17 protein-coding genes and 3 tRNA genes are annotated in these 20603 nt (G+C 65.2%); 5 read left to right on the top strand and 15 right to left on the bottom strand.

Annotated elements, in window-relative coordinates; translation table 11 throughout:
- Nucleotides 1–86 precede the first annotated feature (86 nt).
- Together B4920_RS02220 and B4920_RS02215 are read right to left on the bottom strand one after the other, a co-directional pair.
- Complete coding sequence (locus tag B4920_RS02220) at nucleotides 87–380, bottom strand: 4a-hydroxytetrahydrobiopterin dehydratase (protein WP_088179363.1); 294 nt, start codon at nucleotides 378–380, stop codon at nucleotides 87–89.
- Between the two features lie 17 nt (nucleotides 381–397).
- Nucleotides 398–4069 (bottom strand): DUF748 domain-containing protein, encoded by a 3672-nt coding sequence (locus B4920_RS02215; protein ID WP_079432959.1) that lies wholly within the window; start codon nucleotides 4067–4069, stop codon nucleotides 398–400.
- A 175-nt stretch (nucleotides 4070–4244) separates the two neighbouring features.
- On the opposite strand from B4920_RS02215, the gene B4920_RS02210 reads away from it, so the two are divergent.
- Entirely contained in the window at nucleotides 4245–5480 is a 1236-nt protein-coding gene (locus tag B4920_RS02210; RefSeq protein WP_079432958.1) for an NAD(P)/FAD-dependent oxidoreductase, read from the top strand.
- Nucleotides 5481–5560: 80 nt separating this feature from the next.
- Here B4920_RS02210 and ppa read toward each other — a convergent pair whose 3' ends face one another.
- The 6 genes from ppa to hemN form a co-directional block, all read right to left on the bottom strand.
- The gene (gene ppa / locus B4920_RS02205) at nucleotides 5561–6088 is read right to left on the bottom strand and encodes an inorganic diphosphatase (protein ID WP_079432957.1); all 528 of its coding nucleotides are present in this window, start codon (nucleotides 6086–6088) and stop codon (nucleotides 5561–5563) included.
- 89 nt (nucleotides 6089–6177) lie between these two features.
- A complete protein-coding gene (locus B4920_RS02200; RefSeq protein ID WP_079432956.1) occupies nucleotides 6178–6384 on the bottom strand; it encodes a heavy-metal-associated domain-containing protein in 207 nt (68 codons plus the stop codon).
- Between the two features lie 11 nt (nucleotides 6385–6395).
- Complete coding sequence (locus B4920_RS02195) at nucleotides 6396–8801, bottom strand: heavy metal translocating P-type ATPase (protein WP_079432955.1); 2406 nt, start codon at nucleotides 8799–8801, stop codon at nucleotides 6396–6398.
- A 12-nt stretch (nucleotides 8802–8813) separates the two neighbouring features.
- Nucleotides 8814–9239: a universal stress protein gene (locus B4920_RS02190; protein WP_079432954.1), complete on the bottom strand. Its 426-nt coding sequence runs from the start codon at nucleotides 9237–9239 to the stop codon at nucleotides 8814–8816.
- Between the two features lie 25 nt (nucleotides 9240–9264).
- Complete coding sequence (locus B4920_RS02185; RefSeq protein ID WP_079432953.1) at nucleotides 9265–9972, bottom strand: sulfite exporter TauE/SafE family protein; 708 nt, start codon at nucleotides 9970–9972, stop codon at nucleotides 9265–9267.
- Nucleotides 9973–10167: 195 nt separating this feature from the next.
- Complete coding sequence (gene hemN, locus B4920_RS02180; RefSeq protein ID WP_079432952.1) at nucleotides 10168–11562, bottom strand: oxygen-independent coproporphyrinogen III oxidase; 1395 nt, start codon at nucleotides 11560–11562, stop codon at nucleotides 10168–10170.
- Nucleotides 11563–11680: 118 nt separating this feature from the next.
- Here hemN and fnr point away from each other — a divergent pair, with 118 nt between their 5' ends.
- On the top strand, nucleotides 11681–12415 hold the full coding sequence (fnr, locus tag B4920_RS02175; protein ID WP_079432951.1) for a fumarate/nitrate reduction transcriptional regulator Fnr: 735 nt from the start codon (nucleotides 11681–11683) through the stop codon (nucleotides 12413–12415).
- A 12-nt stretch (nucleotides 12416–12427) separates the two neighbouring features.
- Here the strand turns inward: fnr and B4920_RS02170 are convergent, their stop codons facing one another.
- The 6 genes from B4920_RS02170 to B4920_RS02145 all read right to left on the bottom strand — a co-directional run bounded on the left by B4920_RS02170 (nucleotide 12428) and on the right by B4920_RS02145 (nucleotide 14722).
- The gene (locus tag B4920_RS02170; protein ID WP_079432950.1) at nucleotides 12428–12814 is read right to left on the bottom strand and encodes a SirB2 family protein; all 387 of its coding nucleotides are present in this window, start codon (nucleotides 12812–12814) and stop codon (nucleotides 12428–12430) included.
- A gap of 72 nt (nucleotides 12815–12886) precedes the next feature.
- Nucleotides 12887–13627 (bottom strand): MBL fold metallo-hydrolase, encoded by a 741-nt coding sequence (locus tag B4920_RS02165; protein ID WP_079432949.1) that lies wholly within the window; start codon nucleotides 13625–13627, stop codon nucleotides 12887–12889.
- 8 nt (nucleotides 13628–13635) lie between these two features.
- A complete protein-coding gene (locus B4920_RS02160) occupies nucleotides 13636–14259 on the bottom strand; it encodes a hypothetical protein (protein WP_079432948.1) in 624 nt (207 codons plus the stop codon).
- Between the two features lie 162 nt (nucleotides 14260–14421).
- Nucleotides 14422–14497 (bottom strand) — tRNA-His (locus tag B4920_RS02155).
- Between the two features lie 47 nt (nucleotides 14498–14544).
- Nucleotides 14545–14618: transfer RNA gene (locus B4920_RS02150), tRNA-Arg, on the bottom strand.
- Between the two features lie 27 nt (nucleotides 14619–14645).
- A tRNA-Pro gene (locus tag B4920_RS02145) sits at nucleotides 14646–14722 on the bottom strand.
- A gap of 374 nt (nucleotides 14723–15096) precedes the next feature.
- Between B4920_RS02145 and B4920_RS02140 the strand changes: the two genes are divergently transcribed.
- The 3 genes from B4920_RS02140 to B4920_RS02130 are packed head-to-tail and all read left to right on the top strand — an operon-like array spanning nucleotide 15097 to nucleotide 19272.
- Nucleotides 15097–17784: a bifunctional acetate--CoA ligase family protein/GNAT family N-acetyltransferase gene (locus B4920_RS02140; RefSeq protein ID WP_079432947.1), complete on the top strand. Its 2688-nt coding sequence runs from the start codon at nucleotides 15097–15099 to the stop codon at nucleotides 17782–17784.
- Nucleotides 17785–17786: 2 nt separating this feature from the next.
- Nucleotides 17787–18386, top strand: coding sequence for a DNA-3-methyladenine glycosylase I (locus B4920_RS02135; RefSeq protein ID WP_079432946.1), 600 nt, complete (start codon nucleotides 17787–17789; stop codon nucleotides 18384–18386).
- 37 nt (nucleotides 18387–18423) lie between these two features.
- A complete protein-coding gene (locus tag B4920_RS02130; protein ID WP_079432945.1) occupies nucleotides 18424–19272 on the top strand; it encodes a D-hexose-6-phosphate mutarotase in 849 nt (282 codons plus the stop codon).
- A 9-nt stretch (nucleotides 19273–19281) separates the two neighbouring features.
- Here B4920_RS02130 and B4920_RS02125 read toward each other — a convergent pair whose 3' ends face one another.
- Nucleotides 19282–20475, bottom strand: a complete 1194-nt coding sequence (locus B4920_RS02125; protein WP_079432944.1) for a thermonuclease family protein — start codon at nucleotides 20473–20475, stop codon at nucleotides 19282–19284.
- Nucleotides 20476–20603: the final 128 nt, after the last annotated feature.

The following is a 20603-nucleotide window of genomic DNA, read 5'->3' as shown; positions in this document are numbered from 1 at the left end:
CCATCAGAAACAGTACAGGCAGGCCGCGGAGATTAGCACCCTGACGGCCATTAAGCATGTTGCGCCGCGACAACGCGGCAAGCCGCTCAGGCCGCGATCCGGTCCATGAAACGGGCCAGCTCGATATCCAGTTCGGTCAGGCCAGCGGCATCATGGGTGCTCAGCACCACCTCCACCCGGTTATAGACATTGCTCCATTCCGGATGGTGATCGAGCTTCTCCGCCATCAGCGCGACCCGCGCCATCCAGCCGAAAGCCGCGTTGAAGTCGGCGAAGCGGAACTGCTTGCGGATCGCATCGCGATCGGGCTCCAGCTGCCATCCCACCAAATCAGCCAACGCCGCCTGGCGCTGCGCCTCGTCCAGTTTCTGCGGTCTCATCGGAATCTCCTCCTTCATCAACGCAGGGAAAAATCCACCCGGCTGGCTTTCGCCTTGGCCTTGCCGTCGTCGCCTTCCCGCGGCGCCAGCAGGAAGACCCGGTCGGCCGGCACCTGGCCTTTTTCGAGCAGCCAGTTCTTGGCCGTCTGGGCACGTTGCTGGGCGAGCAGGCGCAGATCCTCGTCGCTGACGGTAGTGTTGGCGAGGATCAGTTTCTCCATCTCGGGCACCGGCAGGTCCTTGGCGAGGCCGATCAGGTTGCGGGGCTTGGGGAACTTCTCGTCCTTGTAGACGCGGGTCAGCAGCGCCGGGTACTCGGCGTCGTCGATGCGCACGCGGCCGTCCTCGCCGAGCGATTCGCCCTTCTTCGCCATGTCCTTGATCTTCAGTGCTTCGACCTTGCCGAGCATGAGCGCGTGCTTGAGGCCCTCCCGGTCGGCCTGTGGATCGACGCGGCCGGCGATGTCGAGCTTGAGGCCGGTCTTCTCGGTCATCGCCTTGGCGATGGCCTTCAGCTTGGCGTCGGCGCCGTCGGACAGGCGCGCGAAGCCCGGCTCATACTCCAGCCAGGCCAGTTCCTCGCTGTTGCCGCCGAACATCGAACCGAGCAAGGCAAAGGGCGAGGTGATCGCCTTGCCGATCAGATTGACGAGAACCTTCCAGACGATGCCGCCGATGCTGAACTGCGGATCGTCCAGCGAACCGCCGATCGGCAGGTCCAGGTCGATCTCGCCGCGGCTGTTCTTCAGCAGCGACACCGCCAGCAGCACCGGCAGCTTGAGGGCGTCCGGGCTGTCCACCTTGTCGCCGAAGGTCAACTGGTCGAGGAAGACCTGGTTGGTGGCGGTCAGCTTGCGGTCCTCGATCTTGTAATTGACGCTGGCCGACAGCTTGCCCTTGTCGATGCCGTAGCCGACATACTTGCCGGCGTAGGTGGACACGCCGGACAACTCGAAATCCTTCACCGAGGCCTTGATGTCCAGCGCCTTGTCCTGCCGGAAGGGATTGAGCTTGCCGACAACCTCCACCGGCGCCGCGTTGTCCACCTTGCCGCGCAACTCCAGCTCGGCAATCGTGCCCGGATCGGACGACAGGCCGACCAGGCGCCCGCCCATGCCGGTCAGGTTGGCGTCGTAATTGGGCCGGATGAAACGGTCGCTGTAGGCGATGTTGCCGCCCTGCAGCGTGATCCGCTTGATCGACACCGGCGGCAGCGGCTCGGTCGACGCGGCAGGTGGCAACTGCGCCGTCGCCACGCCTGGCGTCGGCAGCTTGCCGCCGTTGGCCTTCTTCGCGGCGTCCTGCTCATCCTTCTGCTCCTGGGCCCGCTGGGCGGTGATCTCGCGGATGTTGAGGCCGCCCTGGGCGTCGAGGATCAGGCGGGTGTAGAAGTCGCTCAGCGCGATGTCGTCGATACTCACTGCCAGCGGCGCCAGGCGGACGTCCACACCGCCGAAGTACAGGGACTTCCAGCGCAGGAAGTCGGCCGCGTTGAGCTTGTCCACCGACGCAAAATCGCCCACCGTCAGATTGCCCTTGAAGCCGCCCTTCACGCCGCCAGCCGCCGGCAGCTCGAAGGCCAGCTTACCGCGGGACGTCACGTTGCCGCGGGTGATCGCGATCTTCACCTTCTCGGTGACATAGGGCTGCAGCATCGCCAGGTCGACCGCCTTGAGATCCAGGTCCAGGCTGCCGGCCAGCGGCGCCAGGCCGACCGTTCCGGCTACGCCGATCTTGCCGCGCTTGTTGATCGCCGCCCGCACATCCACCCTGGCCTTGCTGCCCTTGGCGGTGGACAAGCCATCCACCTTGATGGCCAGCGGCTCCGCGTTGAAGACGATGGACGGCGCCAGGGTCTGGTCCTCCAGGCGCGCACCCCAGTCGTCGAGGGCCACGTGCTTGACGCTCACCTGCCAGTCGGGGCCGGCCGGCGCCTTCTTGGCGGGTGCCGCCCCATGCTTGCGCGCCGGCGCGGCCGACGCCTTGGCTGACGGTGCGTCGCCGGTGGCGGCGAACTGCTCGGCATTGAAATGGCCATCCTTGCCGCGCACGACAGACAGGCGCGTTGCCTTACCGAGCACCTCGCCGATCGTCACGCGGTGCGCGGCCGTATCGACCTCGGTATCGCGCAGTTCGAGCAGGCCAACCCGCGCCAGCGGCGTCTTGTCGCCCTTCAGGCGCACGCCCAGGTCCTTCAGCGCAACGCTCTCCGCCTTGACCTGGACCTTGGGCTCGCCGGACTCCTGGGCAAAATCGTAGGTCAGCCGCGCATCCACCTTGCCGGACGCCACCTCGCCCTGTTTCAGGAAAGGCGCGTAATACGGCTTGGGACTGACAAGGTCGAGACCGCTCAGCTCCAGCGTACCGGAGGCCTTGAGGGCCGCCACGTCCACACTGCCCTTGTGCTCGACATGCTCGCCCGCATCGGTGGCGAAGCCCGCCTCCAGCTCCGCCGGTGCACCACCGGCCAGACTGAACTTGCGCAGGGAAACGTGCAGGTCCTGCAGCGTCTTGCGGAAGGGGCCGGCGGGCAGATCGTCACTGAAGGCAATGCGCCCACCGGTGAGCTTGAGTTCGTTAAGCGTCAGCGCGAAGGGCTTGTCCTCGGCGGCTTTCTGCGGCTCGGTCGGCTTTGGCGCTTTGGGCGCATTGGCAGGAGCGGCAGCCGGTTTCGGCAGCAGCGCGAGCAGGCTGATCGCCCCGTCGCGCTTGCGCGCCACAGTAACGTCCGGCCCTTCGATGGAAACCGTGCCGATGACCGCTTCACGTGCCAGCGGCACAAGCTTGTCGATACCGACCTTCAGCGCTGCCAGCTTGATCGCCGGCTGGCCGTCTGCATGCTGCACCTCGACGCCATCCAGCCCGACCGAACCCTTCACGCTCACGCTGGGTGGCTGGCCCGCCGGCTGCGCAAAGCTCAGCTCCAGGTCGGACGACAGCCTGGCACTCGGCAGGCGGAAGGTCTTCTCGACCGGCAGGTAATCCACGTAGCGGGTCAGGTCGAAGCCGTCGAACTTGAGGCCGACCACCGACTCGCGGGTGAGGGAAAACGGCCTGGACTTGCCCTTCACGACGAAAGGCGCCCCATTCACCTTCAGCGCCAGCAGCGGCTCGACGAAGGTCTCCACCTGGGACGGCAGGTTGGACACGAAGGGCACGCCCAGATCGAGGTCGGACACCACCTGCTTCTGCTTCAGCGGCCGGTCGTCGAAATCGATGCGCCCCTTCTCGACGCGGATGTTATGCACCGCGAAATGGGTCTTCGAGCCGTCGTCGGGCTTGTTGAGGATCTCGTCGATCACATCCGACCAGTTGTAGCGCTGGCCTTCCAGGCGCACCACGCTGACCGTCGGCTCGACCAGCTTCACCTCCTCCACCACTACACCACCGCGCAGCAGGGATTCCGCCTCCACGTTCACGTACAGCGACGCGAAGCTCGCCGCCGGACTCTTGCCGTCCGGCTCCAGCATGCGGAAACCGCGCACTTCGGCGGACAGCGCATAGGGGTTGATCGACAGCCCCTCTATCGTCACCTGGCGATGCAGTAGTTCGCCGAGTTGCTTCTCGGCCACCGACTTGACCAGCGGCGGCGCAATCCAGAACCCCGCCACCCCCACCAAGGCCACCGCCGCCAGCCCCCGCAGCGCCCATTTCGCCGGACGTCCGGCGACGCGCAGCTTTTCGATCATGTTCTTGTCCCTTGTTCTCCGCGCGGATGGCGCGGGCGAGCTTTTCGTTCAATATTCATCAAGCCTAGCAGCGTAAGCCATTCAGGCAAATGACGATGTAAGCAGTGTTTGCCCTGACGCAAGCCAGGGTCTATGCTCCCCGCCCTTTCCGGCCCTACCTCCGCTCGCCAAGTCCATGAATCCGCACACCAAACCACCTGCAGCCGGCACCCACTTCGACGTCATCGTGATCGGCGCCGGCGCGGCGGGCATGATGTGCGCGGCCCAGGCCGGCCAGCGCGGCCGACGCGTGCTGATCCTCGACCACGCCGCCAAGCTCGCCGAGAAGATCCGCATCTCCGGCGGCGGCCGCTGCAACTTCACCAACCTGACGGTCGGCATCGCCAACTACCTGTCGCGCAACCCGCAGTTCTGTCGCTCGGCGCTGGCCCGCTTCACACCCGCCGACTTCCTCGACCTGATGGCCCGCTACGGCATCCCCTGGCACGAGCGGGAACACGGCCAGCTGTTCTGCGACGATTCGGCCCAGGACATCATCGACATGCTGCGCACCGAATGTGAAAACGGCGACGTGCGCTGGGCGATGCCGTGCACACTCAACGGCGTGACGGCCGGCAGCACACCCGAAGCGCGCTTCCTGCTCGACACCAGCCACGGCCGCTTCAGCTGCGAAAGCCTGGTGGTCGCCACCGGCGGCCTGTCGATCCCCAAGATCGGCGCCTCGCCGCTGGGCTACCGGATCGCCGAGCAGTTCGGCCTCGCCATCGTGCCGCCCAAACCGGCGCTGGTGCCGCTGACGCTGCCGCCGGAAGAACTGGCCATCTACAAGGAGCTGGCCGGCATGGCCTTCGATGCGGTCGCCGAATGCGGCACCGGGCACTTCCGCGAGAATCTGCTGTTCACCCACCGCGGCCTGTCCGGCCCGGTGATCCTGCAGGTGTCGTCCTACTGGCAGGCGCGGGACTACGGCGATAGCGACGGCAGCCGGCAGGTCGTCGTCAACCTGTTTCCCGCCGAAGACGTCCGCGCCTGGCTCGGCGAACGGGCACGCAGCAAGACCCTGCTCTCCAACCTGCTCGCCGACCGCCTGCCCAAGCGCTTCGCCCACGCTTGGTGCGAACAACGCGGCTGGAACCGCCCGGCCAACCAGTTCAACCCAAAGGAGCTGGACGCCATCGCCGCCGCCCTGGCCGGCTGGACGATCACGCCCAATGGCACCCTCGGCTACGCCAAGGCGGAAGTCACCCTCGGCGGCGTGGACACGCGGGAACTGTCGTCAAAGACGATGGAAGCGCGGAAAGTGCCGGGTCTGTATTTCGTCGGCGAAGTGATGGACGTCACCGGCCACCTGGGTGGCTACAACTTCCAGTGGGCGTGGGCATCGGGCTACGCGGCCGGTCAGGCAGTGTGACGGGCGTCGCGACAAACGAAAGCCCCAAAAAACAAAGGCCCGCATGACGCGGGCCTTTATCCATCAAAGCAGGCAGGCGCTTACTTGGCAGCAGCAGCCAGGCCGTCGAGGATTTCCTTCTTGGCGTCTTCGACGGAGCCCCAGCCGGTCACCTTGACCCACTTGCCCGGCTCGAGATCCTTGTAGTGCTCGAAGAAGTGCACGGTCTGCTTCATCAGCAGCTCGGGCAGATCGTCGATGGTCTGGACCTTGTCGTACAGCGGGGTCAGCTTGGACACCGGCACGGCGACGACCTTGGCATCCACGCCGCCTTCGTCTTCCATCTTCAGCACGCCGACGGGACGGGCACGGATGACCACGCCCGGCTGCAGCGGGAAGGGGGTCACGACCAGCACGTCCACCGGGTCGCCGTCGCCAGCAACGGTGTGCGGCACGTAGCCGTAGTTGATCGGATAGCGCATGGAGGTGCCCATGAAGCGGTCAACGAAGACGGCACCGCTGTCCTTGTCCACTTCGAACTTGATCGGATCGCCTTGAGCGGAGATCTCGATGATCACGTTGATGTCGTTCGGAACGTCCTTACCGGCCTTGACCTGATCGAAACCCATATCACTACCTCCCGTTATTAGATATAAGACAGCTCAGCATTATAAGTGAGCCTTGTGACGCTGGGACAAACCCTTATGACGGAAAGCGCTCAATCCGAGTCGAAGCCGGCGTCCTCGATCACCGTGCGCAGCGCGTTGGCCGACACTTTGGCCGGGTCGTAGCTGACCCGCGCCTCGCCCTGCTCCAGGGAAACCTCCACGCTGACCACACCCGGCGTCGCGGACAGCGCGCCGGTCACGTTCTTCACACAGCCCTGGCAGCTCATGCCGCCCACCTTGATCACCACGTTTTCCATCGTTCGTCCTTTCAGTCGGATTTTCCCGGGCGCCAGCGCCGCAGCAACAGGGAGTTGCTGACCACCGACACCGAACTCATGGCCATCGCCGCACCGGCGATCACCGGATTGAGCAAGCCCAGCGCCGCGGCAGGAATGCCCAGCACGTTGTAGATGAAGGCAAAGAACAGATTCTGGCGGATTTTGCCGAGCGTCGTCCGCGACAGGGAGATCGCGTCGGCCACGCTGTTCAGGTCGTTGCGCACCAGCGTCAGGTCGGCCGCCTCGATGGCCACGTCGGAACCCGCTCCGATCGCGAATGACACATCCGCCGCCGCCAGCGCCGGCGCATCGTTGATGCCATCGCCGACCATCGCCACGCGGCCGCTGCCGCGCAGGGCCTCCACCGCCGCAGCCTTCTCGCCCGGCAGCACCTGGGCGCGGTATTCGCCGATGCCGGCTTCCGCCGCGATGCGCGCCGCCACCGCCGGATGATCGCCGGTCAGCATCACGACCCGCACGCCGAGCGCCTGCAGGCGCGCCACCGCTGCCCGGGAACTGGCGCGTAGCGGATCGGCCAGCCCCAGCGCGCCCCAAGGCTGCCCGTCGACCGCCACGCCAACCGGCGTCAAGGCCGCATCGAGCAGGGGCTGCAGCACCTTGGCCGGCAGCTCTGCCCCCTGCCCGGCCAGGAACTCCGGCGAGCCGATCCACACCTCGCGCCCATCGACACGACCGCTGACGCCCTTGCCGCCGCTCGTTTGTACCGCGTCGGCCAGGCTCCACTGCAGGCCGGCAGCCTGCGCCGCAGCAACGACAGCCTTGGCCAACGGATGGTGGCTGGCCTGCTCGACCGCCGCCGCGACAGCCAGCAAGTCGTTCGCCGCCACGCCCTCCAGCGGGCGAACATCCAGCACTGCCGGGCGTCCCTCGGTCAGCGTGCCGGTCTTGTCCACCGCCAGCACGGCAATCTTCTCGGCCAGTTCCAGCGCCTCGGCGTTGCGCACCAGGATGCCGGCGCGGGCGCCCTGCCCGGTCCCGACCATCACCGCGGTCGGCGTGGCCAGACCCAGCGCACAGGGACAGGCGATCACCAGCACCGCCACCGCATTGACAAGGGCCGGCGCCAGCTCGCCGCCCAGCCACCACCACGCGGCAAAGGTCAGCACGGCGACCGCGACCACCGTCGGCACGAAGATCGCAGCGATGCGGTCCGCCAGTTTCTGCACGGCCGGCTTGCCGCCCTGGGCCTGCTCGACGAGACGCACGATGCCGGCCAGCAGCGTCTCGGTGCCGACCCCGGTGGCCCGGCAGCGCAGCACGCCATCGCCATTGACGGTCGCCGCGAAAACCTTGTCGCCGGTCTTTTTGGGCACCGGCACGCTCTCGCCGGTCAGCATCGCCTCGTCGGCCGACGATTCACCGCTCAACACCTCGCCATCCACCGGCACCGAATCGCCGGCACGCAGCACGAAGACTGTGCCCGCCACGACGCGCTCGACCGGAACCTCCTGCAATGCGCCATCCTGCTCGACCCAGGCGGTGGGCGGCTGCAGACGCAGCAGCGCCTCGATGGCCGCCGAAGTACGCGCCCGTGCCCGCGCTTCCAGCAACTTGCCGAGCAACACCAGCGTGATGATGCTGGCCGAGGCCTCGAAATACACGTGCAGATCGTGGCGATCGAACACCACCACGACCAGGCTGAAGAAGTATGCGACACTGGTGCCCAGCGCCACCAGCACATCCATGTTGGCACCCCCTCCGCGCAGGGACGACCAGGCGCCCTTGTAGAAACGCCGCCCGATCCAGAACTGCACCGGGGTCGCCAGCAGGCTCTGCAGCCAGCGTGGCAGCCACTCCGCGTGGTGGGCAGAGGCGTCCAGCCCGCCGGAGAACATGCCGATCATCTGGACCAGGAAGGGCGCACTGAGCAGCGCCGAGATCCAAAACAGCCGCAACTCGGCGCGGAACTCGGCCTCCTTGCGCTGCTTGTCGGCCTCGCGGTCGCGGGCGATGACGGGGGTCGCAGTGAAGCCGGCCTTGTGGATCGCCGCGATGATCGCCGCCGGCTCGGACAGCCCTGGCACATAGCGGACGCGCGCGGTTTCCGCGGCGAAATTGACACTGCCCTCCACCCCGGGCAGGCGATTGACGACCTTCTCGATACGCGCCGCGCAGGCGGCACAGCTCATGCCGGACAGGCTCAGTTGCAGCGTTTGCGGCGCTACATCGAAACCCGCCTTGTGGATCGCCGCCAGGATGTCCGGTGCACCGGCCCCATCGGGCCCGGCGGCCAGCCGCGCCTTGCCGGTGCCGAAATTGACCTCGGCGCGGATACCGGGCAATCGGTTGAGGACCTTTTCGAGCCGCGTCGCACAGGCCGCGCAGCTCATTCCGGAGACCGGCAGGTCGTAACGCGTACCTGACTCGTGCCCCATCGCAAAGGTCCTTCAGCCCACCAGCAGCACGGGTAGCGTGGCCCGCTGCAGCACCCGTGTCGCGACCGAACCGACGAACAGATCGGCCACCACGCTGCGGCCATGGCGACCGAGGCACAGGTAATCGCACTTGAGCTCGGCCGCTCGATGGAGCACCACATCGGCCGGCTGGCCCACGTGGATATGCGGCGTCACTGGCAACCCCGCCGCCTTGAGGCGGGCCAGCGGCACCTTGAGCACCCCCTCCCCCTCGTCGCGGTAATAGGCATCCAGGGCCTCGCGGGCTACGTGGCGGGTCGCGAACTCGATGGGAATCGGCGGATGCACATACAGCACATGCACTTCCGGCACGCTCTTCAGTTGATCCGCCAGGGTGATCACCTGATCGACGACGCGCTGGGCTACCGGAGAATCATCGACGGCCAGCAGGATTTTCATGACTCACTCCGCCTTCCAGAAAGACTCAGAAATGGCAAACCACGCCATTCCACAGATTGCTGCCGAGGGTCGGTGTCGTCACCAGGCCATACACCCCGAAGGCCAGCACCACCAGGCCGGAGCCCGTACGCACCGCCCGGTTCCGCACCACGTCGCGCAAGCGCTTGAGCAGCATGCCGGCGAGCAGCAGATTGGGTAGCGTGCCAAGGCCGAAAGCCAGCATCAAACCCGCACCGCGCTCCGCCGAACCGGTCACCAGCGCCGTCGCCAGCACACTGTAGACCAGGCCGCAGGGCAGAAAGCCCCACAACAGCCCGAGCGGAAAGGCTTGGCTCACGCTGCGCGCCGGCAGGAAGCGCCGGGTCAGCGGCTGGATGCGTGCCCACAACTTCTGGCCGAGCAGCTCGACACCGGACAGGGCCAGAGTGAAGCCGGTCAGGTAGAGTCCGAGCGCCACCAGCATCAGGTTGGCAAGCACGTACAAGGCCAGCTGGATGGGTAGCAAGTCGTTGAACAGCAGCCCGACAGTGCCGATCGCCCCCATCGCCGCACCGGCCAGCGTGTAGCTGCTGATCCGCCCGACGTTGTAGGCCAGGTGCAAAGGCCAGTCACTGCGCCGCTGGCCGGGCAGCTGCACGGTCAGCGCGCTGACGATGCCGCCGCACATGCCGACACAATGGGTGCCGCCAAGCAGACCGATAAGGAAGACTGCGAAATAGCCGGTTTCGGGCATCAACTTAACCTGCACAGACAAGGGACAAACACATTCACCGCCAGGCGGGATGCGGTCGTGGGACGAGCGAGTCCGCCGCCACAGACGGACGATCGCTGCCAAACAAAAACGCCCCGTGGACAACACGGGGCGCGTTCCAGCACATGGCTCGGCATTCTAGCCCGCCCATCTCGGAGCGGCCAGCCGGCCGGAAGTTCAGATCACCTTCGAGTAGCGGGTGCGCTCCCGGTCGGCGCGCAGATACTTGTCGAAGACCATCGCAATCGCCCGCACCAGCATGCGGCCGGCAGGCAGCACGGTGATCCACTGCCTGTCGATCTTCAACAGGCCGCCCTTCTCCATCTCGCGCAGGTCGGCGAGTTCAGCCGCAAAGTACTTGTTGAAATCGATCAGATGGGCGATTTCGATGGACTCGATAGACAGCTCGAAGTGACACATCAGCGCCTGGATGATGGCTCGCCGCAGCAGGTCGTCGGGCGTCAGCTCGATGCCGCGCAGCACCGGCAGGCGGCCGGTGTCGATGATGTCGTAGTACTCGTCGAGGGTCTTCACGTTCTGCGCGTAGGTCGGGCCGACCTTGCCGATCGCCGACACACCGAAGGCCAGCAGGTCACACTCCGCGTAGGTGGAGTAACCCTGGAAGTTGCGGTGCAGGCGCCCCTGGCGCTGGGCCGTGGTGAGCTCGTCGTCCGGCTTGGCGAAGTGGTCCATGCCGATATACACGTAACCTGCCTCGGTCAGGCGGCGGATCGCCAGTTGCAGGATCTGCAGCTTGGTTTCGCCGGACGGCAGCTGGGCGTCGACGATGCGGCGCTGGGGCTTGAACAGGCTCGGCAGGTGCGCATAGTTGTAAATCGACAAGCGGTCCGGCGACAGCGCCAGGATCTGCTCGAGGGTGCGGTTGAAGCTGATGACGTTCTGCTTGGGCAGACCGTAGATCAGGTCCACGCTGACCGACTTGAAACCATGGGCCCGCGCCGCGTCGATCACCAGCTTGGTTTCCTCCTCGCTCTGGACACGGTTGACCGCCTTCTGCACGTCCGGGTTGAAGTCCTGGATGCCGACGCTCATGCGGTTGAAGCCGAGTTCGGCCAGCAGGGCAACCGTGGGCTCGTCCACCTTGCGCGGATCCACCTCGATGGAATACTCACCGTCCGGCACCAACGTAAAGTGCTTGCGGACGATCCCCATCAGGCGGCGCAATTCGTCGTGGGACAGGAAGGTCGGCGTACCGCCGCCCAGGTGCAGCTGCAGCACTTCCCGCGGCCCGTCGAGCCTGGCCGCCTGCATGTCCACTTCTTTTTCGAGATAATCCAGATACTTGGCCGAGCGTCCATGATCCTTGGTGATGATCTTGTTGCACGCGCAGTAGTAGCAGATCGTATTGCAGAAGGGGATGTGGAAGTATAATGAGAGCGGTTTGCCGATTCCGCCGACGGTACGTCTCCCCAGCCAGTCACTCAGGGCTTCGGAGTTGAATGCCTCGACGAAGCGATCAGCGGTCGGGTACGACGTATACCTCGGGCCATTCACATCAAACTTGCGAATGAGCTCGGGATCGAATATCAGGTCTTTTTGTGTCGTGTTCATGGTGGACTTCTGTGGGTTGCGCGGAACAATCGCAGAATCGATCCAAAACAGTATTGACGTGGATCAAAGGGGCCCAAACGTTGGTAAAACCTTCCAGTTCAGGTGATTGCTCGTGCAGATGAAATCGGTGATTCCGGTAACGGTCGTGGACATCAAGGTCGCGTGTTCCCAGTGCAACCTGCGGGAGCTGTGCCTGCCCTTCGGCCTCGACCCCAACGAGATCGACCAGCTCGACGAGCTCGTCGGCAGCCGCCGCAAGATCAAGCGACAACAGCACCTCTACCGCTCGGGCGAATCCTTCGAGGCGATCTACGCGATCCGTGCCGGCTCCTTCAAGACCGACGTGATCCTCGAGGACGGCCGCGACCAGGTGACGGGTTTCCAGATGACCGGCGAAGTACTGGGCCTCGACGGCATCAGCACCGAGCATCATTCGTGCAACGCCATCGCACTGGAAGACAGCGAAGTCTGCGTGATCCCGTTCAACCGGCTCGAAGAGCTGTCCCGAACGGTGGAAAGCCTGCAGCACCAGTTCCACAAGATCATGAGCCGTGAGATCGTCCGCGACCACGGCGTGATGATGCTGCTCGGCTCGATGCGCGCCGAAGAACGCCTGGCCGCCTTCCTGCTGAACATGTCCCAGCGCTTTACCGCCCGGGGCTTCTCGCCGTCCGAATTCCACCTGCGCATGACCCGCGACGAGATCGGCTCCTACCTGGGCCTCAAGCTCGAGACGGTGTCCCGCGCCTTCTCCCGCTTTCAGGAAGAAGGCCTGGTCGCCGTCCAGCAGAAGCACATCCGCATCCTCGACACGCCGGGCCTGAAGCGTCTGCTCAATCACCACGCTGCCTGACGACGGCCGGCCTCACAACCAGGCCAGCCAACCCAGCGGGCTCTTGCTGACCGCCACCGACACGATCCACGACAGGGTCGCCAGCGCACCGACGAACGCAGCAGCGCGCTGTCCGCGCGGGCGTGTCGCCTTCAACGCAACACTCCCCAACCCGATATAAACAAGCAAGCCCAGCACCTTGGCGGTCAGCCAGGCTTGCACGAAGGGATACTGGTCCGCCATCCAGGCCAGGCCAAGCGCGCTACCCAGCAGGCAGGAATCGACGAGATGGGGCAAGACCCGCGTCAGACGGGCCCGCAACAGCGGCGAGCCGCTCAGGGACCACCAGCCCCGCAACGCGAAGCCACAGCCGCTGAGCACCACGCAGGTGATGTGAAAATGTTTGAGAGCCAGATACACCGCCGCACCTCCATCGTTCCGCGGCGATACTCCGGCTGCCGGCGGGCCCCGCACAAACGGGGCCGCGACACTTTAACTGCGCAGCACGCCGACTTCCAGTGCGGCAAACCAGTTGATGAAGCGCTGCACATCGGCACCCTGGTAGATAGCCCCGTGCTGCGGCACCAGCATGTCGATCTCCAGGCGGGAGACGCGCTCGCACCAGTCACGCTTGGCCCGGTCCGAGCCCATCCAGCGCTTGTGGAAGCCTTCCGCATGGCGGATGTGGCGGGAGAAATCCTGCACGTACAGGTCGTTGTTGTCTGCCGGTAGCAAGGCGGCACCGACATCGCCCGAAAAGAGGATCTTGGCTTTCGGGTCATATAGATGGAAATTACCCGACGAATGCAGGTAATGGGCCGGGATCGCCTGTAGCTCCAGACCATCGAGACGGATCGTCATGCCCGGATCGGGAATCGGCACGAAGGTCGAATCCTGCCCGCCGAAATGGGGCAGAAAGCTCTGCCACAGCCAGCTCGTGTAGCACTTCAGATCGGGCTTGAACTCCAGCCACAAGGCCAGCGACGAAATGATGTCCGGATCCTGGTGGGACGCAAAGATCCCTGCCAGGCGCGTCGGATCGCACTCCGCCGACAGCGCGGAGAACACCGCCGGAAAGATCTCGATACCGCCCGGATCGCACAACAGGGCTTCTTCTCCGTGAACCACCACATATTCGTTGGTATCGATGATGTAACCGGGCTTGCTGGCATCCCGCGCAATCGCCAGCCAGCGGTGCTCCTCATCCTGATAGATGCAATGGGCCTGTTTCATGGGGGTTCCTAATCCTTTACGAGACGTTCTTTGCCGAGAACCTCGAGGGATCGCTTGATCTGAGCGATCACCTCGGCAAAATCCGTCGACACCTGCATCAATGCCGCACTGAAGCTGCCACCGTAGGCCGCTTCGATCTTCGCCGAACGGGCCAGCACGCCGCCCAATTCGACCAGTTGCTGGGTTTCCTCCACCGCCGCGCGCAAGCGCAGATCGAGGGAGCGCAGACGGATCTGCTGCTCGGCCAACCGCGCCGCGCCGCGCCTGCGAGCCTCCCGCGCGCCGGGCACGCCGTCGCCGCTGAGCTTCAACGCAGCCGCCAGAATGGTCGCCATGCGCTGCTGCTGGACAACACCCGTGACGCTCCCGACCGAGCCGGAAGTCATCTCCCGCAGGGAGGCCATGTGGCGGGTCAAGTCCTGGGCGAAGCGCCGCAACTCATTGGACAGCACACCGAAGCCGAGCGCTGCGTTGCCGGCCCGCTTGGCCAGGAAGATCGCGTTGAGCGCCATCAGGTTGATGCGAAACGCGGTTGCCACGATGGCCTTGATCTCCTCATTGACGCGGACGATGCGGGCAAGCTCGCCGGTCCGCGGGGCAATCCCATGAAGATTCGGTTCTGGCGCATTCATACGGACTCTCTGGAGCAGTCAGACTGTAGTGGCTGATTAACGGCGAAGGCGCAATCAGCTTGAGCCGTCCAGTGCGGAAAAGACAGCGCAGGCCCCTTTTCACGCAACTGGGAACCGTAAACGGAAAAACCCGCTGACGAATCAGCGGGTTTTTCTTGTACCTGGGGCGACATACCGGGATCGAACCGGTGACACCTGGAATCACAATCCAGTGCTCTACCAACTGAGCTAATGCCGCCACTGCCGACCACCGATCGAAATCGGCGATCTGAAACCTATTGAGAGCCTGCCCGACAGGAATCGAACCTGTAACCCCCGGCTTAGAAGGCCGGTGCTCTATCCAGTTGAGCTACGGGCAGTTCGCCGTGGGCACTCGGGTCAAGCTTTGGTCGGGGTGGAGAGATTCGAACTCCCGACATCTTGCTCCCAAAGCAAGCGCGCTACCGGACTGCGCTACACCCCGAGAGCGGCGAATAGTACACACCTACCGGAAACTCGTCAAACAAAATTGGCACGAATTTTCATGCCCGACGAAATTCGTGCCCGTCGGACGTATCCGGTCGCAATACCGGCCCCGTCCCGGCCCCTCACCATCTGCACACCCGCACAGGCCCTGATGCATGCTTTTCGGATAAGCGTTGCAGGCGCGCAACAATTTGAATTCACACAATTTGACCTAGATCACAGCTTTCGTTGTGCAATGCAATAAATCAGTAGGTTTACCAATACCAGGATCACCCACGCAAGGTAAAATCCGCCCCGGCCCCAGTCGACCCGAAGCCCCGTGGCAACGGCAGCCCAATAGCCGCACGATTCGCACTCACCCGAGTACCCATCATGAACGAACAGCACTACCTCACGCCCCTCTTCGAGCCCCGCTCGGTAGCCATCATCGGCGCCAGCGAAAGAGAGCTGTCCCTCGGCAACATCCTTGTCCGCAACATGCTGGAGGCTGGCTTCAAGGGCAAGCTGTTCACGGTCAATCCCAAGTACGACCAAGTGCTCGGGGTCCCCTGCTACAAGAGTGTCGAGGACATTCCGCAACGCCTCGACCTGGCTGTCATCACCACCAAGGCCGATCGCGTGCCAGCCATCGTCGATGCCTGTGGGCGCGCCGGCTGCAAGTCCGTGGTAGTGCTGCCGTCGGGCTTCTCCGATGCCGGCCCGCGCGGCCGCATGCTCGAGAAGAACACCGTCGAAAACGCCCGCCGTCATCGCATCCGCCTGCTCGGCCCCAACTGTCTGGGCGTACTGCGCCCCGAACTCGGCCTCAATGCCAGCTTCGCCCACGGCGGCGCCATCAAGGGCTCCATCGGGCTGATCTCCCAGTCCGGCGCCCTCTGCTCGGCAATCCTCGACTGGGCGCGGCCGAACAACGTCGGCTTTTCCTCCGTCGTATCCCTCGGCACCTCGGTGGACATCGACTTCGGCGAGGTTCTCGAATTCATGGTCTCGGACTCCCGCACCGAGAGCATCTTCCTGTACGTGGAAGGCATCAAGGACGCCCGCCGCTTCGTCAGTGCCCTGCGCGCCGCTGCCCGCGTCAAGCCGGTGCTGCTGATCAAGGTCGGTCGCCACCCGGCCGGCTCCCACGCCGCGCTGCTGCACTCCGGTGCCACGGTCGGCGAGGACGCGGTGTTCGACGCCGCGCTGCGCCGCGCCGGGGTGATCCGCCTGTACAACATGGGCCAGCTGTTCGCCGCCGCCAATGCGCTGTTCTCCCATTTCCGCCCGCGCGGCAACCGCCTGGCGGTGATCACCAACGGTGGCGGCCCCGGTGTGATGGCTGCCGACCGGGCCGCCGACCTGCGCATTCCGCTGGCCACCCTGTCCGATGGCACAGTCGCCAAGCTCAACGAGATCCTGCCGGCCAACTGGTCCCACTGCAATCCGGTGGACATCATCGGCGACGCCGACCCGGAGCGTTACAGCAAGACCCTCGACATCGTGCTGGCCGACGAAAACGTGGAAGGTGTGCTGACCATCCTGACCCCGCAGGCCATGGCCCGCCCGACCGAAGTCGCCCAGAAGGTCATCGACATCGAACGGGCGGCCGACAAGCCGGTGTTCACCTGTTGGATGGGTGAGGAGCAGGTGCGCGAGGGACGCAAGCTGTTCGAAGCCGCCGGCATTCCCACCTTCCGTACGCCGGAACCGGCGGTCGAACTGTTCGGCCACATTTCCGCCTACTACCGCAACCAGAAACTGCTGGTGCAGACGCCGAGTTCCCTGTCCTCCGACCTCAACCCACCGTCGGTGGAGAGCGCCCGCCTGGTCATCGAGACGGCCCTCTCAGAACGCCGCAAGAACCTCAACGAGATGGAGTCCAAGGCCCTGCTGGCGGCCTTCCGGATTCCCATCGCACAGACTGTCGTCGCCCGCTCCGCCACCGAAGCAATGGTGCTGGCCGAAGAGCTGGGCCTGCCGGTGGCCATGAAGATCGACTCGCCTTCGATCACCCACAAGGCCGACACCGGCGGCGTACGCCTCAACCTCAACGGCCTCGCCGCCGTGCGCTCCGCCTACCAGGAAATCCTGGAGGAAGTGAAGCGCAAGCGTCCGGACGCCATCATCAACGGCGTGGCCATCGAACCGATGGTCATCAAGCCCTATGGCCGCGAGCTGATGGTCGGCTCCTTCCGCGACCCGATCTTCGGGCCGGTAATCACCTTCGGCGAAGGCGGCGCCCATGTGGAGATACAGGCCGACCGCGCGGTAGCACTGCCGCCGCTCAACAACTACCTGGTCAAGGATCTGATCAAGTCCACCCGCATCTCCACGCTGCTCGGCGAATACCGCAACATGCCGCCGATCAACATGGAGTCGCTGGAATTCGTGCTGCTGCGGATCTCCGAAATGGTCTGCGAACTGCCGTGGATCCGCGTGATGGACATCAATCCGCTGATCGTCGACGAACACGGCGCCGTCGCCGTGGATGCACGCATCGTGGTGGACAACATCGCCCCCACCGCCGACCGCTACGACCACATGGCGATCCACCCCTATCCGTCGCATCTGATCACCAAGATCTCGATGCCGGAAGGCGAGATCACCGTGCGGCCGATCAAACCGGAAGACGCCGACCTGGAAATCGAGTTCGTGCGCACGCTGTCACCCGAAACCAAGTATCTGCGCTTCATGAACACCCTGCGCGAGATGCCGCCGGCCATGGTCGCCCGCCTGACCCAGATCGACTACGATCGGGAAATGGCCTTCGTCGCGACCATCGAGAACGACGAAAAGGAAACGGAGATCGGCGTGGCTCGTTACGCGGTCAATCCCGATGGCGAAACCTGTGAATTCGCCATCGTCGTCGCCGAGGACTGGCAGCACCGCGGACTCGCCCGGCGCCTGATGGGGGTGCTGATCGAAACGGCGCGCAACCGCGGCCTGCACGCGATGACGGGCATCTTCCTGTCCAACAACGACCGCATGCTGAAGTTCGTTTCGAGCCTGGGCTTCGTGCTGTCCAACGACCCGGAAGACAACACCGTCAAGCACGGCATCCTGACCCTGCAGGGCTGACGATGCCAGCCATCATCGAGCCCATCCGCTGCGCCTGGTGCGGGGACGACCCCCTGTACAAGGCCTACCACGATCAGGAGTGGGGTGTGCCGCTGCACGACGACCGGGCACTGTTCGAACTCCTGACCCTCGAAGGAGCCCAGGCAGGGCTGTCGTGGATCACCGTGCTGCGCAAGCGCGAGAACTACCGCCAGGCCTTCGCCGGCTTCGATCCGTCCATCGTGGCTCGCTTCACCGAAGCCGACCAGGCCGCCCTGCTCGCCAATCCCGGCATCGTCCGCAACCGCCTGAAGATCGCCTCCACCATCGACAACGCCCGCGCCTTTCTGGAAATCCAGGCCGAGTTCGGCAGCTTCGACACGTGGCTGTGGCGCTTCGTGGACGGCCAGCCGATCCACAACAACCTGCGCAGCCTCGCCGACGCCCAGGCCAGCACGCCGCTGTCCGATCAGCTCAGCAAAGCCCTCAAGAAGCGCGGCTTCCGCTTCGTCGGCACCACCATCTGCTACGCCTTCATGCAGGCCGCCGGCATGGTCAACGATCACACCGTCGACTGCTTCCGCCACCGGGAAGTCGCCGCGTTATCATCGCGCCCTCTGTAACACTGACCCGCCAGCCCTGCGTGGCCGACCCGCGAACATGACCGACCAGATCGAAACCGCCGAATTGCACGGCCAGCCCGTTCTCAAGCTGCAGACGCCCGACGGCGCCGTCGCCCTGATCTCCCTGTTTGGCGCCCACGTGCTGTCGTGGACGCCTCCCGGCGGCGAAGAGCGCCTTTACCTGAGTCCGGACGCCGTCTTCGACGGCAGCACTGCCATCCGTGGCGGCGTGCCGGTGTGCTTCCCCCAGTTCGCCGCCCTCGGCCCCCTGCCCAAGCACGGCTTCGCCCGCAACCGCCGCTGGGAAGTGACCAGCACACGTGCCGGCAAGGACTACGCCGTGGCGACCCTGCGCCTCACGGACGACGAGGCCACCCGCGCCCTGTGGCCACACGCCTTCGCCGCCGAACTGAGCGTATCCATCGGCGGCGACCGCCTCGACATGGAACTGGAAGTGGAGAACACCGGCGATGCGCCGTTCAGCTTCACCGCCGCCCTGCATACCTATCTGAAAGTGCGCGAAGTCGAGGCCGTGAGCATCGAAGGCCTGCGCGGACTGGAATACCGGGACAGCACCGACGGCGACCGGATCAAGAAAGAGACCGGCATCGGTCTCGCCATCGACAACGAAGTCGACCGCGTGTACCACGCAGCACCGCGCACCCTGCTGGTACGGGAAGATCGTCGAGCCATGGGAATCCACGCCGAGAACTTCCCCGACGTGGTGGTCTGGAATCCCTGGGTGGAAAAGTGCGCAGCCCTCGCCGACATGCCCGCCGACGGCTTCCGCCGCATGCTGTGTATCGAGGCCGCCGCGGTGAAGGAGCCTGTTGAACTGGCTGCCGGCGCCAACTGGTGGGGCCGGCAGACCCTCATCGCAATCTAGGCAGCCCCTTCAGTTGGCCGCACGCACCGTGTCGGCCACGTTGCGACCATTCACGCGAACGATGGCAACGGTGTGACCGGAGCCATCCATCTCCACCGGCTCCACGGTCACACTCCCTGCATCCAGAGCCCGTTGCAGGCGCTGGGTGGCATGCTCGGAAGTCATGCCGGGCTCACGCGCATCCAGCCCCTGGACCCGGATCTTGCGCCCTCCTTGATAGAAGGTCGCGCCATCCATCGCATAAGCCCGCGTCGCCCCACGTGCCGGGCGTGACGGCGTCGGCGTGGTCACAGCCAGCGGCGGACTGGCGGGCTGCGCAGACGCACTCGGCGCCGGAGCGAGCGGCACGCCCGCGGGAGCTGACGGCGCAGCCGCCGGACGCGACGCCGGAACTGCTGCGGGTTCAGGAGAGGACGGCGTGTTGACCGCCGCTGCAGCAGCGGCCGCGGCCTCAGCCGCCGACATGCTCGCCGTGGAAATCACCGACGGCACACGCGCGGCGGGGTGGGCTTGTGGTGCTGCCGCCACGTGCGGTGCAGCTGCCGGCACCGACGACGGCACACTGGCAACCGGCGGCGGAATCACCACGGTCTGACGCCCGCCGGACGCAGCGGGCAGCGCCGGGATCGCGGCGCGGCGTTCTGCCGGCGGCAGCGGAGCGGAATTTGGCGTGAAAGCCTCACGCCCCAACGCCTCACGACCGGCCATGGGCGCAAACGCCTCCCGCCCGATCGCACGGCCATGGCTGCGGCTGGGTGGCTTCGGCGGCTCGACGCGGGACTCGACGGTCTTCAGCGCCGCCGCCTTGGCGGCCGCCTTGGCGTCCGGCGACAGCGGAGCAGCAACCTGCGGTATCCGCTCCGGCCTGGACGCCTTGCCGTGATGGCGACGGTCATTACGCTCGACCTTGCCCTTGCCCGCCTTGCCGCCCTTCTCGACCGCAGCGGGCTTATCGTGACGACCCGCCTTGGTGGCTTTGGCAGCCTTGCCCGAGGAGGGCTTGGCCGAAGCGGTCTTCTTGGATGCGCTGGCCTTGGCGTCGGAAGACTTTCCGGCCTTGGCGCTCTTTTTGGCCTCCGGCTTCTTGGAAGCCGGGGCTGCCTTGTGAGCACCGGCCTTGGCCTCGTGATGGGCTGCGGAGGCTTGGCCTCCGACCATCATCAGGCCAAGCGCCAGCGTCAACGCGGCGATTATGGGATTCATGCGGTGTGCTCTCCTGCTGTGCCGGGCCGCCACAAGGGGCGCCCCGACTGGATGTACGCGAAAACGGGGGTCTGCGCGACATGGATAATCGTGAGATTTTACCGGAAACTCCACCGGCTACGGGCTTG

Origin of the sequence: Zoogloea sp. LCSB751, from assembly GCF_002028455.1 — a bacterium.
In the GTDB taxonomy this organism is placed as follows: domain Bacteria; phylum Pseudomonadota; class Gammaproteobacteria; order Burkholderiales; family Rhodocyclaceae; genus Zoogloea.
Note: the sequence above shows the minus strand (reverse complement) of the source record. Positions and strands in the feature narration are given on the sequence as shown.